Source organism: Ruminococcus bromii, from assembly GCF_928721825.1.
Taxonomy (GTDB): domain Bacteria; phylum Bacillota; class Clostridia; order Oscillospirales; family Acutalibacteraceae; genus Ruminococcoides; species Ruminococcoides bromii.
In genome coordinates this window covers 206,679-223,817 of record NZ_CAKMVP010000003.1, presented here as the reverse complement: position 1 = coordinate 223,817, position 17,139 = coordinate 206,679, and the positions used below count along the sequence as shown (strand labels likewise).

At 41.7% G+C, this 17,139-nt stretch carries 15 protein-coding genes; 3 read left to right on the top strand and 12 right to left on the bottom strand.

The features are described 5' to 3' along the window. Nucleotides 1-14 precede the first annotated feature (14 nt). Both pulA and eno read right to left on the bottom strand, forming a co-directional pair. Nucleotides 15-2,876, bottom strand: coding sequence for a type I pullulanase (gene pulA / locus QDI94_RS01320; RefSeq protein WP_278866532.1), 2,862 nt, complete (start codon nucleotides 2,874-2,876; stop codon nucleotides 15-17). A 355-nt stretch (nucleotides 2,877-3,231) separates the two neighbouring features. Further along, nucleotides 3,232-4,488: a phosphopyruvate hydratase gene (gene eno / locus QDI94_RS01315; RefSeq protein ID WP_278475459.1), complete on the bottom strand. Its 1,257-nt coding sequence runs from the start codon at nucleotides 4,486-4,488 to the stop codon at nucleotides 3,232-3,234. Nucleotides 4,489-4,666: 178 nt separating this feature from the next. Between eno and QDI94_RS01310 the strand changes: the two genes are divergently transcribed. Next, nucleotides 4,667-4,972: a LysM peptidoglycan-binding domain-containing protein gene (locus tag QDI94_RS01310; RefSeq protein ID WP_101029033.1), complete on the top strand. Its 306-nt coding sequence runs from the start codon at nucleotides 4,667-4,669 to the stop codon at nucleotides 4,970-4,972. Between the two features lie 51 nt (nucleotides 4,973-5,023). On the opposite strand, the gene QDI94_RS01305 is transcribed toward QDI94_RS01310, so the two are convergent. The 8 genes from QDI94_RS01305 to QDI94_RS01270 form a co-directional block, all read right to left on the bottom strand. Beyond that, entirely contained in the window at nucleotides 5,024-5,395 is a 372-nt protein-coding gene (locus QDI94_RS01305) for a metallopeptidase family protein (RefSeq protein ID WP_278419305.1), read from the bottom strand. 13 nt (nucleotides 5,396-5,408) lie between these two features. After that, nucleotides 5,409-6,512, bottom strand: a complete 1,104-nt coding sequence (gene rpoD / locus QDI94_RS01300) for an RNA polymerase sigma factor RpoD (protein WP_101029035.1) — start codon at nucleotides 6,510-6,512, stop codon at nucleotides 5,409-5,411. A 21-nt stretch (nucleotides 6,513-6,533) separates the two neighbouring features. After that, entirely contained in the window at nucleotides 6,534-8,300 is a 1,767-nt protein-coding gene (dnaG, locus tag QDI94_RS01295; protein ID WP_278866528.1) for a DNA primase, read from the bottom strand. Nucleotides 8,301-8,441: 141 nt separating this feature from the next. Next, nucleotides 8,442-9,071: a YigZ family protein gene (locus tag QDI94_RS01290; RefSeq protein ID WP_278866526.1), complete on the bottom strand. Its 630-nt coding sequence runs from the start codon at nucleotides 9,069-9,071 to the stop codon at nucleotides 8,442-8,444. A 103-nt stretch (nucleotides 9,072-9,174) separates the two neighbouring features. Beyond that, a complete protein-coding gene (rpmE, locus tag QDI94_RS01285) occupies nucleotides 9,175-9,378 on the bottom strand; it encodes a 50S ribosomal protein L31 (RefSeq protein WP_015523645.1) in 204 nt (67 codons plus the stop codon). Between the two features lie 73 nt (nucleotides 9,379-9,451). After that, nucleotides 9,452-10,261: a M15 family metallopeptidase gene (locus QDI94_RS01280; protein WP_278866524.1), complete on the bottom strand. Its 810-nt coding sequence runs from the start codon at nucleotides 10,259-10,261 to the stop codon at nucleotides 9,452-9,454. Between the two features lie 27 nt (nucleotides 10,262-10,288). Beyond that, the gene (thrS, locus tag QDI94_RS01275) at nucleotides 10,289-12,235 is read right to left on the bottom strand and encodes a threonine--tRNA ligase (RefSeq protein ID WP_278475465.1); all 1,947 of its coding nucleotides are present in this window, start codon (nucleotides 12,233-12,235) and stop codon (nucleotides 10,289-10,291) included. 325 nt (nucleotides 12,236-12,560) lie between these two features. Continuing rightward, nucleotides 12,561-14,030, bottom strand: a complete 1,470-nt coding sequence (locus QDI94_RS01270) for a hypothetical protein (RefSeq protein ID WP_278475467.1) — start codon at nucleotides 14,028-14,030, stop codon at nucleotides 12,561-12,563. Nucleotides 14,031-14,264: 234 nt separating this feature from the next. Between QDI94_RS01270 and QDI94_RS01265 the strand changes: the two genes are divergently transcribed. Continuing rightward, nucleotides 14,265-14,873, top strand: coding sequence for a hypothetical protein (locus QDI94_RS01265; protein WP_101029041.1), 609 nt, complete (start codon nucleotides 14,265-14,267; stop codon nucleotides 14,871-14,873). Here the strand turns inward: QDI94_RS01265 and QDI94_RS01260 are convergent. Beyond that, entirely contained in the window at nucleotides 14,870-15,166 is a 297-nt protein-coding gene (locus QDI94_RS01260; RefSeq protein ID WP_101029042.1) for a sigma-70 family RNA polymerase sigma factor, read from the bottom strand. The genes QDI94_RS01265 and QDI94_RS01260 overlap by 4 nt on opposite strands. Before the next feature lie 4 nt (nucleotides 15,167-15,170). Beyond that, entirely contained in the window at nucleotides 15,171-15,377 is a 207-nt protein-coding gene (locus QDI94_RS01255) for a hypothetical protein (RefSeq protein WP_101029043.1), read from the bottom strand. Between the two features lie 363 nt (nucleotides 15,378-15,740). Here QDI94_RS01255 and QDI94_RS01250 point away from each other — a divergent pair, with 363 nt between their 5' ends. After that, complete coding sequence (locus QDI94_RS01250; RefSeq protein ID WP_169923264.1) at nucleotides 15,741-17,138, top strand: MATE family efflux transporter; 1,398 nt, start codon at nucleotides 15,741-15,743, stop codon at nucleotides 17,136-17,138. The last annotated feature ends 1 nt before the right edge of the window (nucleotide 17,139 follow it).

The following is a 17,139-nucleotide window of genomic DNA, read 5'->3' as shown; positions in this document are numbered from 1 at the left end:
AATAACTACCCTAATCAGTCCTCTTCAATGTCAAGATCAGCCATAAGACGCTTTTTGCGCTTAACAGAAGAGTAAACCGTTGATGCGGCACAAAGTGCAATAATAAGTCCTGTGCCGACATATACAAACGGAAGCATTTGCTTGAGCGGATCGGGATTTGACGAGTAACTGAACACCACATTTATTTCACCCGATTTGAATGTTCCGTTTGCCTTTTCCGGAACGCTTACAAGCTCTTTTTCCTCATATGTATTTTGAGAGAGTGAATAAGCCTGTCCTTCAACACCTGTGATTGTCTTCGTATCAAGAATCTTGCCCGAATCATCCATATAAATGGCGTTGACTCTGCAAACTGTCTTGTCCTCATCATCTGTAACACGAGTATATTTGTATGTAACGGTCTTGCTTGCGGAATCAAGCTTGCCTGCACCGTTTGTCGGAAGGTCGTCAAGAACAAGCTTGTAATTCTTGATGGAAGGAAGGTCGGGAGTATAGTACTGCTCTCCCCTTCTGTTTCTCACAAGATAAGAATCTTCAATTTCCGTATTATTGGTTTCATCAACAAACTTTACCGTAACCGTTGACATCTCGCCGTCATATTCTTCAACATAAACCTTTGCGTGACCAATCTGGTCGGTAAACACTCCCTTGCTTTCGCCCTCGGTTTTCTTTACATCATAGCTTAGAGTAGACGCAAGATTTGTTATATCGTAGCTTGTTCCGAGCTCGCCCGTGAGCGTCTGCGACTTTATGAGCTTTTCGGTTTTGTTGTCATAATAATCAATTACAACTGCGCCCTCATCATCCATAATTCCGGCAGAATCGTAGCTTTTTGTATCAACCATAATAACGGCTGAATGAGCCTCAACCTTTACGCTGTTTGTAACATTCTTTATGTTGCGAAGTCCCGCTGTCTTGTTATCCGCAAGGACAACCCAGTCGCCTTTTGCGTTTACATTCTGTGCAGAATCCGAGCCGTTGAATATTACGCACATCTTATTCCATTTTCCGCTCTCTGTGTTATTGATTGTATAACCAGTAACACCCTTAGGAACATCGGAAAGGTATGCAAGGCTGTTGGCTGTCGCAGCAGTATAATCCGAGAATGCCGCAAAAGCGTCACGGATTTTATAAAGTCCTCTGTAATATTCAATTACATCGGAATAGAGATCAATATTCTCCCAGTCAAGCTGATTTTCCTTTCTGCTTGACGCATAGCTGTTTTCGTCACCGTCTTTACTGCGACAAAACTCTTCACCGCCGAGGGAGAACGGAATACCCTGTGAAGTCATAACAATTGCCGCAGAAAGCTTGTTCATTGCAACAAGATCTTCATATCTCCTGCGATATTTACCGTCGGCACCGTAAACCGAACCGACAAGCTTATCGTAAAGGCAAAGGTTATCGTGACACGACGCATATGTTACGCACTGTGACGGAGCATTTGCCCAGCCGGTTGTTGTGTCACTCTGACCTGCAATGCCTATTTTAAGATTAGCTCTGTTAGAACCGTTCTGAATAAATGCACCGTCCGTACCTCCTGTGCTGCCCTTGATTGCATCACGGATTGTATCGTCAAATGCACCGATGCGGTCGCTCAACTGCTTGAGATTTTTCTGACTTGCCAATAATGTGCCTTCGTCACAATTGGTTGCCATATCCCATGCCTCACCGTACATAAGGATCTGACTGCCGCTGCCGTCTGCATAAAGATTGTCGAGAGCGGAACGGATTGTATTCATAGTTGTTACATCGTGAAGACCCATAAGATCAAAGCGGAAACCGTCAATATGATATTCGCTTGCCCAATATGTAACGGAATCAATCATGTATTTTCTGAACATTAGATGTTCGCTTGCTGTATCATTTGAACAGCCCGAGCCGTTCGAGAATGTTCCGTCGCTGTTCATTCTGTAGTAATAATTCGGAACTGTTCTCTGAAACCAAGAATCAGAGGTGTAGGTGTGGTTATAGACAACATCCATAATTACGCCGATTCCGGCATTATGAAGTGCCTGAATCATCTGCTTACATTCCTTGATTCTCACTTCGCCTTTTTTTGGATTTGTAGAATAAGAACCCTCGGGGCAGTTGTAGTTGACGGGATCGTAGCCCCAGTTGTACTGGTCCATAATGTTCTTGCTCTCGTCAACAGAACCGAAATCATAGAACGGCATAATCTGAACATACTTTACACCGAGCTTTTTAAGATAGTCAATGCAGGTTGAAGACGCTCCCTGAACACCGTTGACTGTTGTGCCTCCTTCGGTAAAGGCGAGAAATTTTCCCCGATTGGCTTCACTGACACCGCTTGATTCCGATGAAGAAAAGTCGGCTACAGAGATCTCCCACACAGACGCATCGGTCTGGTTTTGAACAAGCACATGCTTATCGTTTTCCCAACCATCGGGATTGGTTGTACTTAAATCGACAACCATTGAGCGTTGACCGTTCACACCGCAAGCCTTTGCATAAACATCGGCTGTTTCTTTAGTTGTTTTTCCGTGTGTAACGGAATATGTGTAATATTTGTTAAGCAGGTCACCGTTAATTGTAACAGACCACACGCCTGTTGTTTTGTCAAGCGTCATAGCTCTTGACATTATAGAACCTGCATCTCCCTCATTATCACTGCCGTGTTCAAAAATATTCACACGAACAGACGCCGCATTAGGCGACCATACCTTGAAGGTCGTTGCCTTTTTTGAGTAAGAAGCTCCCAAATCATTACCTGAATATGCCGACTTATCCAGATTTGCAGCATATGCCTGATAATCTGTTACAGTTTTCTTTTCCGCTGCCGAAACATTAGCCGCACACATTCCCGTAATCATCATAGCTGTCATTACTCCTGCCAATAATCTTTTTAGAAACAATCAAAAATGCCTCCTGACTTATTCGGATATGAGCAAAACAAAGGTTACAATCAGCACTGTTTTACAATAGTCCGTACGAATTCCAATGTTAGCATTTCATTAGTTAATTTTATCATATAAGGCAATATATTTTAATTCCGATTAAGAATATAGCAATTGATAAAGGCTTTATTGTTGTAGAATTTTCTTTGACAAATATATGCAATATGCTGAATTTCTAAAAGTTTATTTTTAAATTTATATTAAGCAAAGAAAAATCTGTCAAAAAAAATACAATTTGGCAATTAAATTTACATAGTAATAAAATTTTGTTCTTAAAAGACAAACACCCCAACCTCGGTCGGGGTGAAATCTGTTATATTCCGTAGGTTGAAGTGTTGACAATTGCGCTCTCAATCCGCAAAAGTCTGTTGTACTTTGCAACTCTGTCGGTTCTGCACGGAGCACCTGTTTTTATCTGTCCCGAATTAACCGCAACGGCAATATCCGCAATGGTTGTGTCCTCCGTTTCGCCGCTCCTGTGTGAAATAATCGTGCGATAACTTGCCTTGTGAGCCGTGTCAATTGCATCAAGCGTTTCCGTTAGAGTGCCAATCTGATTTATCTTAATCAAAATCGCGTTGCCTGCTCCGAGCTCTATACCCTTTTTAAGCCTTTTTGTGTTTGTAACAAACAAATCATCGCCCACAAGCTGAACTTTGTTGCCGATTTTTGAAGTAATATTCTGCCAACCGTCCCAATCGTGTTCGGAAAGCGGATCTTCAAGCGAGATAATCGGATAATCAGAACAGAGCTTGTCAAAATAATTAATAAGTTCGTCGCTTGAAAGCGAATCGCCTCTCTTTGGAAGAATATATTTTCCGTCGGAATACCATTCGGAAGATGCGGCATCGAGCGCAATTTTAATTTCATCAGTAGTATAACCTGTTTTTTCAATCGCTTTAATTATATACTCAATTGCATCCTCATCACTTTTCAGGCTTGGAGCATAACCGCCCTCATCACCTACACCTGTTGACATATTATTCTCTTTTAGAATTTTGCCGAGTGTATGGTAGATTTCACAGCACTGCATAAGTCCCTCTGAAAAGCATCTTGCGCCTACAGGCATAATCATAAACTCCTGAATGTCGATATTGTTAGATGCATGAGCACCGCCGTTGAGAATATTCATCATGGGAACAGGCATTCTGACTGCATATGTTCCGCCGATATAACGGAAAAGCGGTAATTTCAAATGTCTTGCAGCCGCCTTTGCACAGGCAAGCGATACGGCAAGAATAGCGTTTGCACCGAGAAGCTCCTTATTTTCCGTGCCGTCAAGTTCAATCATTTTGCTGTCGATTGCGCACTGGTCAAAAGGTGAGTCGCAACAAAGATTAGGCGAAATTATGCTGTTGATATTTTCAACGGCTCTCTGCACACCTTTGCCGAGATAGCGTTTTTCACCGTCACGAAGTTCAACCGCCTCAAATTCTCCCGTTGACGCACCCGAAGGGACTGAAGCCTTTGCAAAGGTACCGTCCGAAAGGCCAACCTCCGCCTCAACCGTGGGATTTCCTCTTGAATCAATTATTTCTCTGCCGATTATTCTGTCTATTTTTATTTCCATTTATATGCCCTCTCGTATTGAAATTTTATAACATAAACCGTTTTCAGATATTTTTAATCTGAGCAACGCTGTGTTTTGTCTGCATTGTTATTTTTCCGTGCATGGTTTATTTTATGCAGGAGTAACGCATTTTTGTCACAGGCATATATTGTTACTATGAAAAGCAAGGAGGACAGATATGGAAATGGTTCAGTACACCGTTCGTCCGGGCAATACGCTTTTTGGCATTGCGCAGTTCTTTCAGACAACGGTGAATGACATATTAAAATACAACAACATTCAAACTCCTGACGCTATTTTTGTAGGTCAGGTTCTTACGGTTCCCGCCGGTAGTGCGGAAACGCAGTATCATGTTGCCCGTCCGGGTGATTCGCTGTGGATAATTGCACAAATGCACGGAACAACCGTTGACAATCTTTCACGGCTTAACGGACTTTCAAATCCGAATGTGATTTATCCGGGACAGATTATAAAGGTTAGATGACAAAAAAGGACAGCTTCGGATTAAAAGCTGTCCTTTTAAAATTTCATTTGATTATTTTCCGTGTTTTCTAAGGTAATCTTCAATCTGATTTTTGTCATAAATTCCGAGGTCATCGCAGCCTGCAAGATATTCGTTATGATGGCGAACCTCGTGATGAAGTATTTCAACAAGCTTATTTCGGTATTCCTCTTTATCAAGAGTGCCGTAAACCCTGTTGATTGAACCGTAGTAAAACACAATGGCGTTGCCCAGAGAATTGCGTATGTACTCACCCAAAATGAACAAATCATTGTGAAGAGCTTTCGGATGAACCTTTGACTGCGGAAGAAGCGAAATTCCTCCGTTTAAATCTCTGTATAATTCATAAGGCATTGAGTCCGCAATCTCGTCAAGCATTGCGCCGCACTCATCGAAGGTAATCATAAGCGTTTAACAATCAGTAATCAAGATAATCCTTAAGCTTTCTGCTCCTTGACGGATGGCGGAGCTTGCGGAGAGCCTTTGCCTCAATCTGACGGATACGCTCACGGGTTACATTGAACTCCTTGCCAACCTCTTCAAGCGTTCTGCTTCTGCCGTCCTCAAGACCGAAACGGAGTTTGAGAACCTTTGCCTCACGGGGAGTGAGTGTTGAAAGAACATCGGAAAGCTGTTCACGGAGCATTGTGTGTGATGCGGCATCGGCAGGTGCGGGAGCATCGTTATCGGGGATAAAGTCACCGAGATGGCTGTCTTCCTCCTCACCGATAGGGGTTTCAAGCGAAACAGGCTCCTGAGCGACACGCATAATTTCACGAACCTTGTCAACAGGCATATCAATTTCAGCGGCAATTTCATCGGCAGACGGCTCGTGACCGTTCTGGTGAAGGAGCTGGCTCTGAACCTTTTTAACCTTGTTGATAGTTTCAACCATATGAACAGGAATACGGATTGTACGAGCCTGATCGGCAATTGCACGGGTAATGGCCTGTCTGATCCACCATGTTGCATATGTTGAGAATTTAAAGCCCTTTGTATAGTCAAACTTTTCTACAGCCTTGATAAGACCGAGGTTGCCCTCCTGAATAAGGTCGAGAAACTGCATTCCCCTGCCGAGATAACGCTTTGCAATGGAAACAACAAGACGGAGATTTGCTTCCGAAAGTCGCTGTTTTGCGGCAACATCTCCATCGGCAATTCTAATTGCAAGGTTGATTTCTTCGTCAGAAGAAAGGAGCGGAACCCGTCCGATTTCTTTAAGATAAACCTTTACAGGGTCATCAACGGAAACACTGCCGGTTTCCGCAACAGGTGTGTGTGAGTCGCCGTCTTTGTTTTCATCAAAGCCAAGGTCAATGTCATCAATTTTAATGTCGCCTGAATCCTCAACAATTTCAATGCCAAGCTGTGCAAGGGAATCGTAAAGCTTTTCAAGCTGTTCGGGATCAAAGTCAATTTCTCCGATTGCGTCGAGAATTTCCTGATTGGTAAGCTGACCTTTCTGCTTACCGAGTTCCATAAGATCCCTTACTACCGTTTTCTTATCGGGTGTAGCTGCCATACTCATTTTCCTTTCCTGTGCTTACTGTTTCTTTTTCCTTATTTTATCGAGATATGCCATAAGCTCCTCATTTGAAACCTCGGCTAAATCGCCGGAATTGAGCTTTGAGCTTTCCTCGTTGATAACATTTATGTATTCGTTCATTGCCTCTTCGGTTGACACACCTGAAATTGACTGTGACATCAGCTGATAGAGCTTTGAAACTTCATCCTGTGTAAAATCAGCCGCCACATTTGTAAGAGGATCTTTTCCATTTTCTATGCGACTGCCGAAATATTCAAAAAACCTTCGTATAAGACTGTTTTGGAACTGTTCGGGTTTTACCCTTGCAGAAATCACTTCATACGCATCCGGATTATTGAGCAAATATACCAAGAGAGCCTCCTCTGCGCTTGAGCTGCGTGGCTTTTGAAAATGCTCGGGATTGATTTTATCGTTTCTTCGGCTGAGTTCAAGCTGAATTTGACGAGCCTGTTTCTTTTCTTCTACCCTTTCACCTCTGCGTGACACCCTCGACACCTGCTGTTTGAATGCATTTTTGTCAACTCCGAGTTCGGATGCAACCTTTGAAGAATAGACATCCCGTTCAATCGGACTGCCGATAGTTGCAATCAGCTTTGCCGCCTCCTCAAGAAAAGCAACCTTGCCCTCCGTCAGCTGAATATTGTGTGCATTTTTTAGCTTTTGCAGTCGGTATTCAACATCGTTTCCGCATTTGTCAAGCAACGCTTTGAATGCGGCAGGACCGTCATTACCCTTTGATTTGATAAACTCATCGGGGTCCTTACCGCTTGGAATTGTCAGAACCTTTACATTAAGTCCCGAATTTCTGAGTATCGGAATTGCTCTTGCGGTAGCCTTTTGACCTGCCTCATCGGCATCGTAACAGATAATTACCTCATCGGCATACCGTTTCATCAAAACAGCCTGTTCGCCTGTTAGAGCCGTTCCCAGAGTTGCAACGGCATTTGTAAAGCCTGCCTGATTAACAGCAATAACATCCATATAACCCTCACAGAGAATGAGAGTTCGCTTGCCCGAATTTTTTGCGTTATTGAGTGAAAACAGATTTGCACTCTTTTTAAACACCGGCGTATCAGAGGTGTTGAGATATTTCGGCTTTGCATCCGACATAATCCTGCCGCCGAACGCAATAACATTTCCCCTCGGATTGATAATCGGAAACATTACACGGTCGGTGAATCTGTCATAAATACCGCCGCCGTTTTTTCGATTGACAGCAAGGTTTGCGGCAACAAGCTCGCTGTCCTTAAAGCCCTTTGATTTGAGGTGAGTGCAGAGTGACGACCAGTTATCATCGGCATAACCGAGTCCGAAATGTCGGATTGTTCTGTCGGACAAGGCTCTTGAATGAAAATAATCAAGACCCTTTCCGCCCTGCGGAGAACACAGAGTATTGTAATAAAATTTTGCCGCCTCACGGTTGGCCTCAAGCACCCTGTTTCTAAGACGACCCATACTGTCATCGTAGTTGTTTTCGGGCATATCAAGTCCTGCACGCTGTGCAAGGTACTTTATCGCATCTACATAGTCGAGATTTTCAATTCTCATAATGAAAGAAACGACATCTCCGCCTACTCCGCAGCCAAAGCAATAGAACGAACCGCTTTCGGAATATACATTAAAGGAAGGAGTTTTTTCACCGTGGAACGGACAAAGGCCGACCATATTTCTTCCCTGTCTTTTGAGATTGACATAACCCGAAACAACATCCGTAATATCGTTTCGCATTTTTAAATCCTGCAAGAAGCTTTCAGGGAAAGCCATAAAACTCCTCCTCTCTCCTACCTATTAGCTTTTTACGAAATTTTTTTGAATATTCCTTTAATTATTTCAAAAATTTCAAAGAATTTTTTATTTTGCCGTTTTTCGAGGTCAAAATAAAAGACAATTTGTCAGAAAAGAATTTTAAACCTCAACAGCGTAATATTTTTCTTCATCGGAAACTGCCTGAACCTCACCCGATGTTGCGTCGGCAAGCCTTTTATTGAGCTGTGAGATCAAGTCGGGCGAAATGTGAAATTTGATAAGCACATCGCCTTCATAGACAGTATCGTCAACCGCACCGCCGTTATCCGTTACAAGCGCCGAAACTTTTCCGTACTGATTGTATGTACAGCGAGCCGAACACACAAGGCAGTTTTGCATTTTAACAATTTTTGCGGCGTCAAGGGCAATTTTTGCACCGTGAGAATATGCTCTCACAAGTCCTCCCGTGCCGAGCAGAACACCTCCGAAATAGCGGGTAACGACAACGCATACATCATAAATTTCATTTTTTACAATTACATCAAGGCAAGGCATACCGGCTGTCCCCGAGGGTTCGCCGTCATCGCTGTAACGCTTTATGTTGCCCTCACGCAGAGAATAGGCGTAAACATTGTGAGTTGCGTTCCAATGCTCACTGCGTTTTTCGTTGATAAAATCAACAGCCTCCTGCTCACAGGTTACGGGTTTGCAATAGCCGATAAAGCGTGAACGCTTTTCAACAAATTCGTCTTTTGCGTTACTCAGAACGGTTTTGTAATCCTTCGCCATAATAATACCTCAATTATACAGACACCTTGCACAAGCTTATACAAAATATCTGTAAAGTAAACAAGGCGGCACAAATGTGCCGCCTAAACAATTACATAATAAATTATTTATCCATACCGAAACGCTTTTTGAATCTGTCAACGCGTCCGCCGGTATCAACTAATTTCTGCTTTCCTGTAAAGAATGGGTGGCATTTTGAACAAATTTCAACACGAATATCTTTCTTTGTTGAACCTGTTTCAATAACATTACCGCAAGCACAAGTAATTGTTGTTTTCTCATACTTAGGATGGATATTCTCTTTCATCGTTTTCACCTACCTGACATTACACAATTAACGAATCAATTATACATCACAATATTGCAAAATGCAAGTGTTTTTAAGATTTTTTTAAATTATTTTGACTTTTTTGCTTTTGAAGGTAGCTGTTATACTCTTCAAGGCACATTCCGTATGATCTCATAGCCTTTGCATTTTCCGAACCGACATACCTGTACAGCGAGTCTGACGGATTCATTCGGGTTACTTCGGTTTTGTTCTCGGGATACCTTTGTATAAAGCCGTATTCAACACAGCTCCGTTCGAGAAAAGCCCTTGATCCCTCTGCGGAAAAGTCAAATTCAATCAACAGCCCTGTCTGTAATTCCGACTGTCCGCCGTGAGGTGTGTTTTTCAAAACCTCAGCCTCTGCCCTGACAGTTGTGTATTTGGATGACTTCACCAGTTTTTGAAGTTCGGACTGAAACTTTTCCTCCTGTTCGTCATAGCTAACATAGGCAGTTTTGATTTTAAGCTCGGTACCGTTTTCTTTTGACGATTTCAAAAGATTTTCAAGCGGTTTCAGTGCGTCACTGTTCACTCTGAATCCGTTCAAAGTTTCAAGATCAGGCACATAATCCTTATCAAGCGGATTTGCACTGTCAACAACCGTCAGCAGCATTTCGCTTTCGGTCTGAAGCTGTTCGGGAGTTTCGGAATTACTTTTCTGATTGCTTTTTAGAATTGCAAAGATTCCGAACACAATCGCTGCGGCAAGAATCACACCGACGGAAATTATCGCAATGTACCTTCGGCGAGGATTGGAAACAGGAAGAATCCTTCCTGTTTTTTCCTCAATAAGTGCCTGTTTTCGTCTGCGTTTCGATTCCTTGTAGCTGTTTTTATCAAACGGAGTGAATCCTCCGGACATCAGCATCCCTCCGAAAAAATTACAGAATTATTTTTCTTTTGTGTCTACTTCGTTCTTAACAAGAGCAACAAATTCGTCAACAGGCATATTCGGGATTTCTCCTCTCTTTCTTGAACGAACCGTAACCGTTGATGAATTCATCTCGTTGTCGCCGATTACAAGGATGTACGGGATTCTTTCAAGTCTTGCAGCCTTGATTTTAGGACCGATATTTTCATCTCTGCTGTCAACAGTAACCCTCATACCAAGTGAAGTAAGTTTGTCTGCAATGCCCTGTGCATACTCAACATTACCCTCTTTTATCGGAAGAAGCCTGATCTGTTCGGGAGCAAGCCAAAGAGGCATTACACCGGCAAATCTTTCAATCATATATGCAAGAGTTCTTTCAAAGCAACCGAGTGAAGTTCTGTGAATAATATACGGAAGCTTCTTCTGACCGTCCTTGTCGATGTAGTACATACCGAATTTTTCGGCAAGGAGCATATCAATCTGGATTGTAACAATTGTGTCTTCCTTACCGAATACATTCTTGTACTGAATATCAAGCTTCGGACCGTAGAATGCGGCCTCGTCAATACCAACCTCATAGTCAACATCAAGGTCATCGAGGATAGTTTTCATAACAGCCTGTGACTCTTCCCACTGTTCCTTTGTACCCTCATACTTATTATTCTTGTTTTCGGGATCCCACTGTGAGAATCTGAAAGTACAGTTTTCAAGAAGTCCTACCGTGTCAAGGAAATATTTAGCAAGTTCAAGACAACCCTTGAATTCCTGTTCAAGCTGATCTGGACGGAGAATGTAGTGTCCTTCTGAAATTGTGAACTGACGAACACGGATAAGACCGTGCATCTCACCGCTTGCCTCGTTACGGAAAAGTGTTGATGTTTCCGTAAGACGCATCGGAAGGTCACGATATGAACGCTGTTTGTTAAGATAAACCTGATACTGGAACGGGCAAGTCATAGGACGAAGTGCGAAGCATTCCTTTTCTTCGTCATCCGGATCGCCGAGTACAAACATACCGTCAAGATAATGATCCCAGTGACCTGAAATTTTATAAAGATCTCTCTTTGCAAGAAGAGGAGTTTTTGTAAGAAGACAGCCCTTTGACTGCTCAACATCTTCAACCCATCTCTGTAAAAGCTGAACAACTCTTGCACCCTTTGGAAGAAGAATAGGAAGTCCCTGACCGACATAGTCAACAGTTGTAAAGTATTCAAGTTCACGACCGAGCTTGTTGTGGTCACGAAGCTTTGCTTCTTCAAGCTTTTTGAGGTGTTCTTCAAGCATTGATGCCTTAGGGAAAGCTACACCGTAAACACGGCAAAGCTGTGCATTGTTTGCGTCGCCTCTCCAGTAAGCGCCTGTGCAGGCTGTGAGTTCGATAGCCTTGATCGGTGCAACGCTCATGAGGTGAGGACCTGCGCAGAGGTCGATAAACTCACCCTGTTTGTAGAATGTGATATGCTCGCCCTTGTCGGAATGTTCTTTAACAAGTTCAACCTTGTAAGGCTCGTTCATGTCTTCAAGTTTCTTTTCAGCCTCCTCGGGAGAAAGCTCAACTCTTTCAAGCTCAAGACCTGATTTTACGATTTTCTTCATCTCAGCCTTGATTTTTTCAAGGTCTTCGGGTGAGAAAGGCTTTTCAACATCAAAATCATAGTAAAAACCGTTGTCAACGGCAGGACCGATTGCACACTTTGCATTCGGATAAAGTCTTTTTACTGCCTGAGCAAGAACATGAGATGCTGTGTGCCAGAAAGTTTTCTGACCGTCAACATTATCGAATGTGAGAAGTTCAACCTTACAATCTTTTTCAAGCGGTGTTCTGAGGTCACAAAGGTCGCCGTCAACCTTTGCACAGCAAACAGACTTGTACAAGCCTGCACCGATTGATTTTGCAATTTCGGCAGGAGTTGTACCGTTTTCAAATTCCTTGACTGCTCCGCCTTTTAATTCAACATTAATCATAACCATTCTCCTTTTTAATATGTGATGAAAACAAAAAATCCCAATATTCCAAAAACGGAATATTGGGACGAATAAATCGTGGTTCCACCCAAGTTCGGCTTAAAGCCCTCTTGACGGTTTTAACGCAACCAGACGCCGTGCCATTTCCTGCACAGTCTTAAAGGTGGTAACTTGCAATGCTTTTTGCGAAATATCACAGCAAATAATTTCGCTCTCTGGAAAAAGCAGGACTGCAAATCGTGTCCTCATCAAAAATCAATTTTCTTTTCATTTGTATGGTACCACTTTAAAACCTGAATGTCAACACCTAATTCGATGTTCTTAATTATTTTTTATCTTCGAGTTCCTTGAGAAGTCTGTCGATTTCGCTCATTCTGTCGCTTGTAACTTCAAAATTTTCAACAGGAGTTTCTGCCTTTATGGGTTCCGGCTTTTTCTCGGGAGTATTGATACGCCTTGCATTCTTAAATTCCTCGTGAATTTCAGGCTCTGCCGAAATATTTTTTACTGACCTTGCAGAATTTTCTTCAGCAGGCTTTGCTGTAATTTTTTCAACAGACTTTGCAGGACTCTCTTTAACAGGCTTTGCCGTAATTTTTTTAACAGACTTTGCAGGACTCTCTTTAACAGGCTTCACTGTATTTTTTTCAACAGGCTTTACGGGATTTTCTTTTACAGGCTCTGCAGTCTTCTCCTTCTCAGGCTCAGCGGCAGTATTCTCTGCATACTGAGTTTGAGGTTCTTCACCGTAACCGAGGACAAGACCGTCATTAATATTAGCGTCTTTGATAGTTGACTCATCATAGTTATCGTCATCATAACCCATTACGAAATCAGAAAGACCCTGTGCAACAGTCTCGTAGCTGTCATCGCTCAGAGGAACATCCTCATCATTTTTGTCGGATACAACAAGTTCGTCGTAACCGCCCGAGCTGATGTAGCTGTTTTCGTATGTATCTTCATCTTCGGGAAGGCTGTCAATAATTTCAACCTCTGCTTTTGTAAGGCAGTCCGTAAACATTTCTACAGTGAACGAAACAATATACGCAGCAAGAATAATGAACATAATACCATTCACAAGAGCACTGACACCTGTGTTTTCAACAGAAGAGGTAAGAACAGCCCCTACGCCGTATGCAAGTGAAACAGTTGCGGCAGGCAGACCGTAGATAAAGCAGGCCTTTACAGGATTTTTGCCCTTTACTCTTGAAACAACCATTGAACTCGAGAAAAGGTAAAGCGTGATAAAGATATAACAGAAAAGCGGCGTCATATCGCTTGCTGAAATTGAAACCTTTGTAGCGGCAATAAATTCGGATACAAGTCCGCAGCAGCCCCAAAGCGCAGGGAAAACAAAAAACATAGACGCATTTGAAACAATTGTCTTGCCTGTAAAATGCACCTTACTTATCATAACCATTGCGATGGCTGCAGGGATTGAGAACAACGCAACCAGAATGCTCAAAAGATAGCCTTCACTGTTGCCGGCGGTTGTATTGAGCAGAGTAAGAAACGATGAACCGACAATTGCAACACCCGACAAAATTGCGAGTGTACCCGAAACAACATTTCTCTTTACGGGACAGACCGGTGCGGTTCTTCTGTCAAAAAGGTTAATCAGCACACACAACGCAAAAAGTCCGAGTGAAATTCCGATTACGCAATAGTTGATTGATGACTTATTCATTCCGAACAAAAGACCGTTTCCGTCCATAGCAAACATACTCATTATTTTGAGACCGACCGCTGCGATAACAGCCGGTATAAATGGTATAATCGAATATTTTGTTTTCATATAATTCTCCGTTTCTGTACCGTAACATGCCGATTTTCAAAAGCAACAGTGTTACACGATTATTATAAGACGCAGTAAAACAGCGCTGTTAATGCAAATTGAATTGCAGGTAATTATTATTTCAGTTCAATCATATATTATTTTAAGCCAACATAACCGTTATGTCAAGAAAAAATAAGTCACAAAATAGATTAGTATTATTTATTTTTTTGTGCGAAATAAAGGAGCAATATAATGAGAGGGAAAATATGTACAGTTTTAGTTCTGTTAATTCTTACCGCCGTGCTTCCGATGGCAGCTTCAAGGTGTTCGGCAAAAAACCGTGCAAGTCAAGCTGTATCAACAGCGGACACGCCTGAAAATTCAAAATCTTCAGATGAAATTCTCTGTGCTCTGACAGCAGGACTTTATAAAAACAGCTACTCTGCCGAAACAGTAAAGGCAACAGCCATCCTTATGAACACCGATTACAGGGCAAAGCCCGACTCATTTGAGGCAAACGATTTTTTGTATGAGGAAAACGCTTCGGGGAATATGAAGGATGTTTATTCGGAGATAAGGAAAGCGGCTGAAAGCGTAAAAAACAAAACACTCCGCAAAAAAAGCGAAGTGTTGTTTATTCCCTTTTCCGAAACCTCAAACGGCACTACATATAAAAATGTGAATTACAAATATCTTCACAGCGTAGCCTCGCCTTGGGATTGCTACGCAGAAAATTATGATGAAAATGCCGAATGTGTGGGTGTGAGCCTTTCGGGAATTGACTATCTTTGCAAAAACGGCTGCAGTGCCGAAGAAGCTCTTTTGTGGTATCTCCCCGATTTTGAAATTCAAACCGACTAATTTACATAGTATGAAGCAATGTGCCTTAGCTTGTCCCTTGCCTTAATAATATGGCGTGAAACCGTTGACGAATCAATCCCAAGATTTTCGGCAATCTCCTTTTGCTTTTTTCCGTTGAAATAGTAATCAATGATACAGATTCTCTGTCTTTCGGTCAGTTCATTCAGAACAGCCATTGAAAGAATTTTTTTCATCCTTTCACGAGAGCTTTCGTTGGTACTGCCTTGGATAAAACCCGAATCAGCCATAATTTTGTGCTTGTTGTTGTCCGTAATATGAATTATGTTTTTCATTCAATCATTCTCCGTAATATCTTCCTAAAAGCAAATTTGAAATGTGTATGCACTCATTGTAATAAATTTTGTATTTTGCGATTTTTACATCGAGTTCTTTTTTTGAAAAATTCGATTTACCTCTTTTTTCAGATTTGAGCCTGTCAATAACATCTGCAATGTTATTTGCAGTGTTCTTATATTCGTTTGACCATTCAAAATAATCTATCATGTATATGTCCTTTCTCCGCTTTATTCATTCCGAAGGTATGACGGGGCTTTTAACCTTCTAATTTCATTATATAGAACATATCGAACAAATTCAAGAACATTTGTTCGATAATTTATGTGACATACATTCACTGTCCCTTTGTACGGACTATGCTCTGCTTTTTCAAAATTTCTTTGTTTATGACATATAATTCGGATAATCAACAAAAAGATTTTGCGTTTTCACTAAAATTTTGGTGTGTAAATCAATTACAAAAGCATAATAAAAAGTGTATAATAAGAGTAATCGTGCAGCATTGAATGGCATAAGTCCGGATTTTCAATGCTGCGCATTTTTTATGTCAAAAACATCGGAGGTTATATAATGGAAAAAACGCAAAAAATGAATAAAATGGGAACTGAAAAAATAAGCAGGCTTTTGCTTACTATGGGTGTTCCGATGATAATTTCAATGGTTGTACAGGCTGTGTACAATATCGTTGACAGCTACTTTGTAAGCTGTATGAAAGATCCGAATATACCCGCACTCGGTGATTATGCGGTAAATGCACTCACGCTGGCATTTCCTGTTCAGATGCTTATGGTTGCGGTCGGAGTCGGTACGGGAGTCGGCATCAACTCGATTTTGTCAAGAAGTCTTGGTGAGGGTAATAAAGAAAAGTGCAGTAAAATTTCGGGCAACTCAATTTTTCTTGCACTTTGCACCTGTGTTGTATTTGTGCTTTTCGGAATTTTCGGAGTTGACGCATACATAGCCTCACAAACAAGCGATCCGATTATCACATCAATGGCTGTTTCGTATCTGAAAATCTGCACCTACAGTTCACTGGGCGTTAGTATGTACATGATTTTTGAAAAGCTGTTACAGGCAACGGGATATACAATGCAGACAACAGTTGCACAGATTGTCGGTGCGGTTGTGAACATGATACTTGATCCGATTATGATTTTCGGTTGGTGCGGTTGCCCGAAGCTCGGTATTGACGGTGCTGCTATTGCAACGGTTATAGGTCAGTTCATTTCATTCTTTATTGACGCATATTTCTATTTCAGATGCAATTCAAAGCATTTCAACACATCATTAAAGTATATGAAACCCGAAGGCAGGATTATCAGGCAGATTTATCAGGTTGGTATCCCCGCTATTATTATGCAGGCGCTTATGTCGATTTTGACATACAGCATCAATGTTATTTTTGTAAGAGTTTCAACGGATGCGGTTACGGCTTACGGTATTTACTACAAAATTCAGCAGTTTGTATTTTTTGCCGCATTCGGCATGAACAATGCGATGATTCCGATTATAGCGTTCAACTACGGCAAACAGGATAAAAAGCGAGTAAACGACAGCATTAAATACGGACTTATTTACACGGTATCAATTCTTTGTGCAGGAATTATAATTCTTCAAATTTTTGCAAAACAGATACTCGGAATATTCTCTCTTACAGAATCGACAACCGAACTTGCAATGCTTGCAATTAGAATTATCACACCCGGATTTATATTTGTCGGTGCTAACATTGCATATCAGGGAATTTTTCAGGCACTCGGCAACGGTGTGCATTCGCTGATACTTTCGCTTGTACGACTTATTGTTGTTCCTCTGCCCCTTGCATACATCTTTTCATGCTTTGATTTTGCATCTTCAATAATCTGGATTGCATTCCCGATCGGCGAAGCTGTAGCCTTTATCGTTGCACTTATTTTTATGGCAAATATCCGCAGGAAAAAGATTAATCCAATTAAAAATGGTGTTTAAC

Bases quoted from the DNA above. Each gene is read 5' to 3' on its own strand.
- eno (WP_278475459.1), bottom strand. From the start codon at position 4,488: ATGGAAATAAAAATAGACAGAATAATCGGCAGAGAAATAATTGATTCA.
- QDI94_RS01310 (WP_101029033.1), top strand. From the start codon at position 4,667: ATGGAAATGGTTCAGTACACCGTTCGTCCGGGCAATACGCTTTTTGGC.
- QDI94_RS01305 (WP_278419305.1), bottom strand. From the start codon at position 5,395: ATGATTACCTTCGATGAGTGCGGCGCAATGCTTGACGAGATTGCGGAC.
- rpoD (WP_101029035.1), bottom strand. From the start codon at position 6,512: ATGGCAGCTACACCCGATAAGAAAACGGTAGTAAGGGATCTTATGGAA.
- dnaG (WP_278866528.1), bottom strand. From the start codon at position 8,300: ATGGCTTTCCCTGAAAGCTTCTTGCAGGATTTAAAAATGCGAAACGAT.
- QDI94_RS01290 (WP_278866526.1), bottom strand. From the start codon at position 9,071: ATGGCGAAGGATTACAAAACCGTTCTGAGTAACGCAAAAGACGAATTT.
- rpmE (WP_015523645.1), bottom strand. From the start codon at position 9,378: ATGAAAGAGAATATCCATCCTAAGTATGAGAAAACAACAATTACTTGT.
- QDI94_RS01280 (WP_278866524.1), bottom strand. From the start codon at position 10,261: ATGTCCGGAGGATTCACTCCGTTTGATAAAAACAGCTACAAGGAATCG.
- thrS (WP_278475465.1), bottom strand. From the start codon at position 12,235: ATGATTAATGTTGAATTAAAAGGCGGAGCAGTCAAGGAATTTGAAAAC.
- QDI94_RS01270 (WP_278475467.1), bottom strand. From the start codon at position 14,030: ATGAAAACAAAATATTCGATTATACCATTTATACCGGCTGTTATCGCA.
- QDI94_RS01265 (WP_101029041.1), top strand. From the start codon at position 14,265: ATGAGAGGGAAAATATGTACAGTTTTAGTTCTGTTAATTCTTACCGCC.
- QDI94_RS01260 (WP_101029042.1), bottom strand. From the start codon at position 15,166: ATGAAAAACATAATTCATATTACGGACAACAACAAGCACAAAATTATG.
- QDI94_RS01255 (WP_101029043.1), bottom strand. From the start codon at position 15,377: ATGATAGATTATTTTGAATGGTCAAACGAATATAAGAACACTGCAAAT.
- QDI94_RS01250 (WP_169923264.1), top strand. From the start codon at position 15,741: ATGGAAAAAACGCAAAAAATGAATAAAATGGGAACTGAAAAAATAAGC.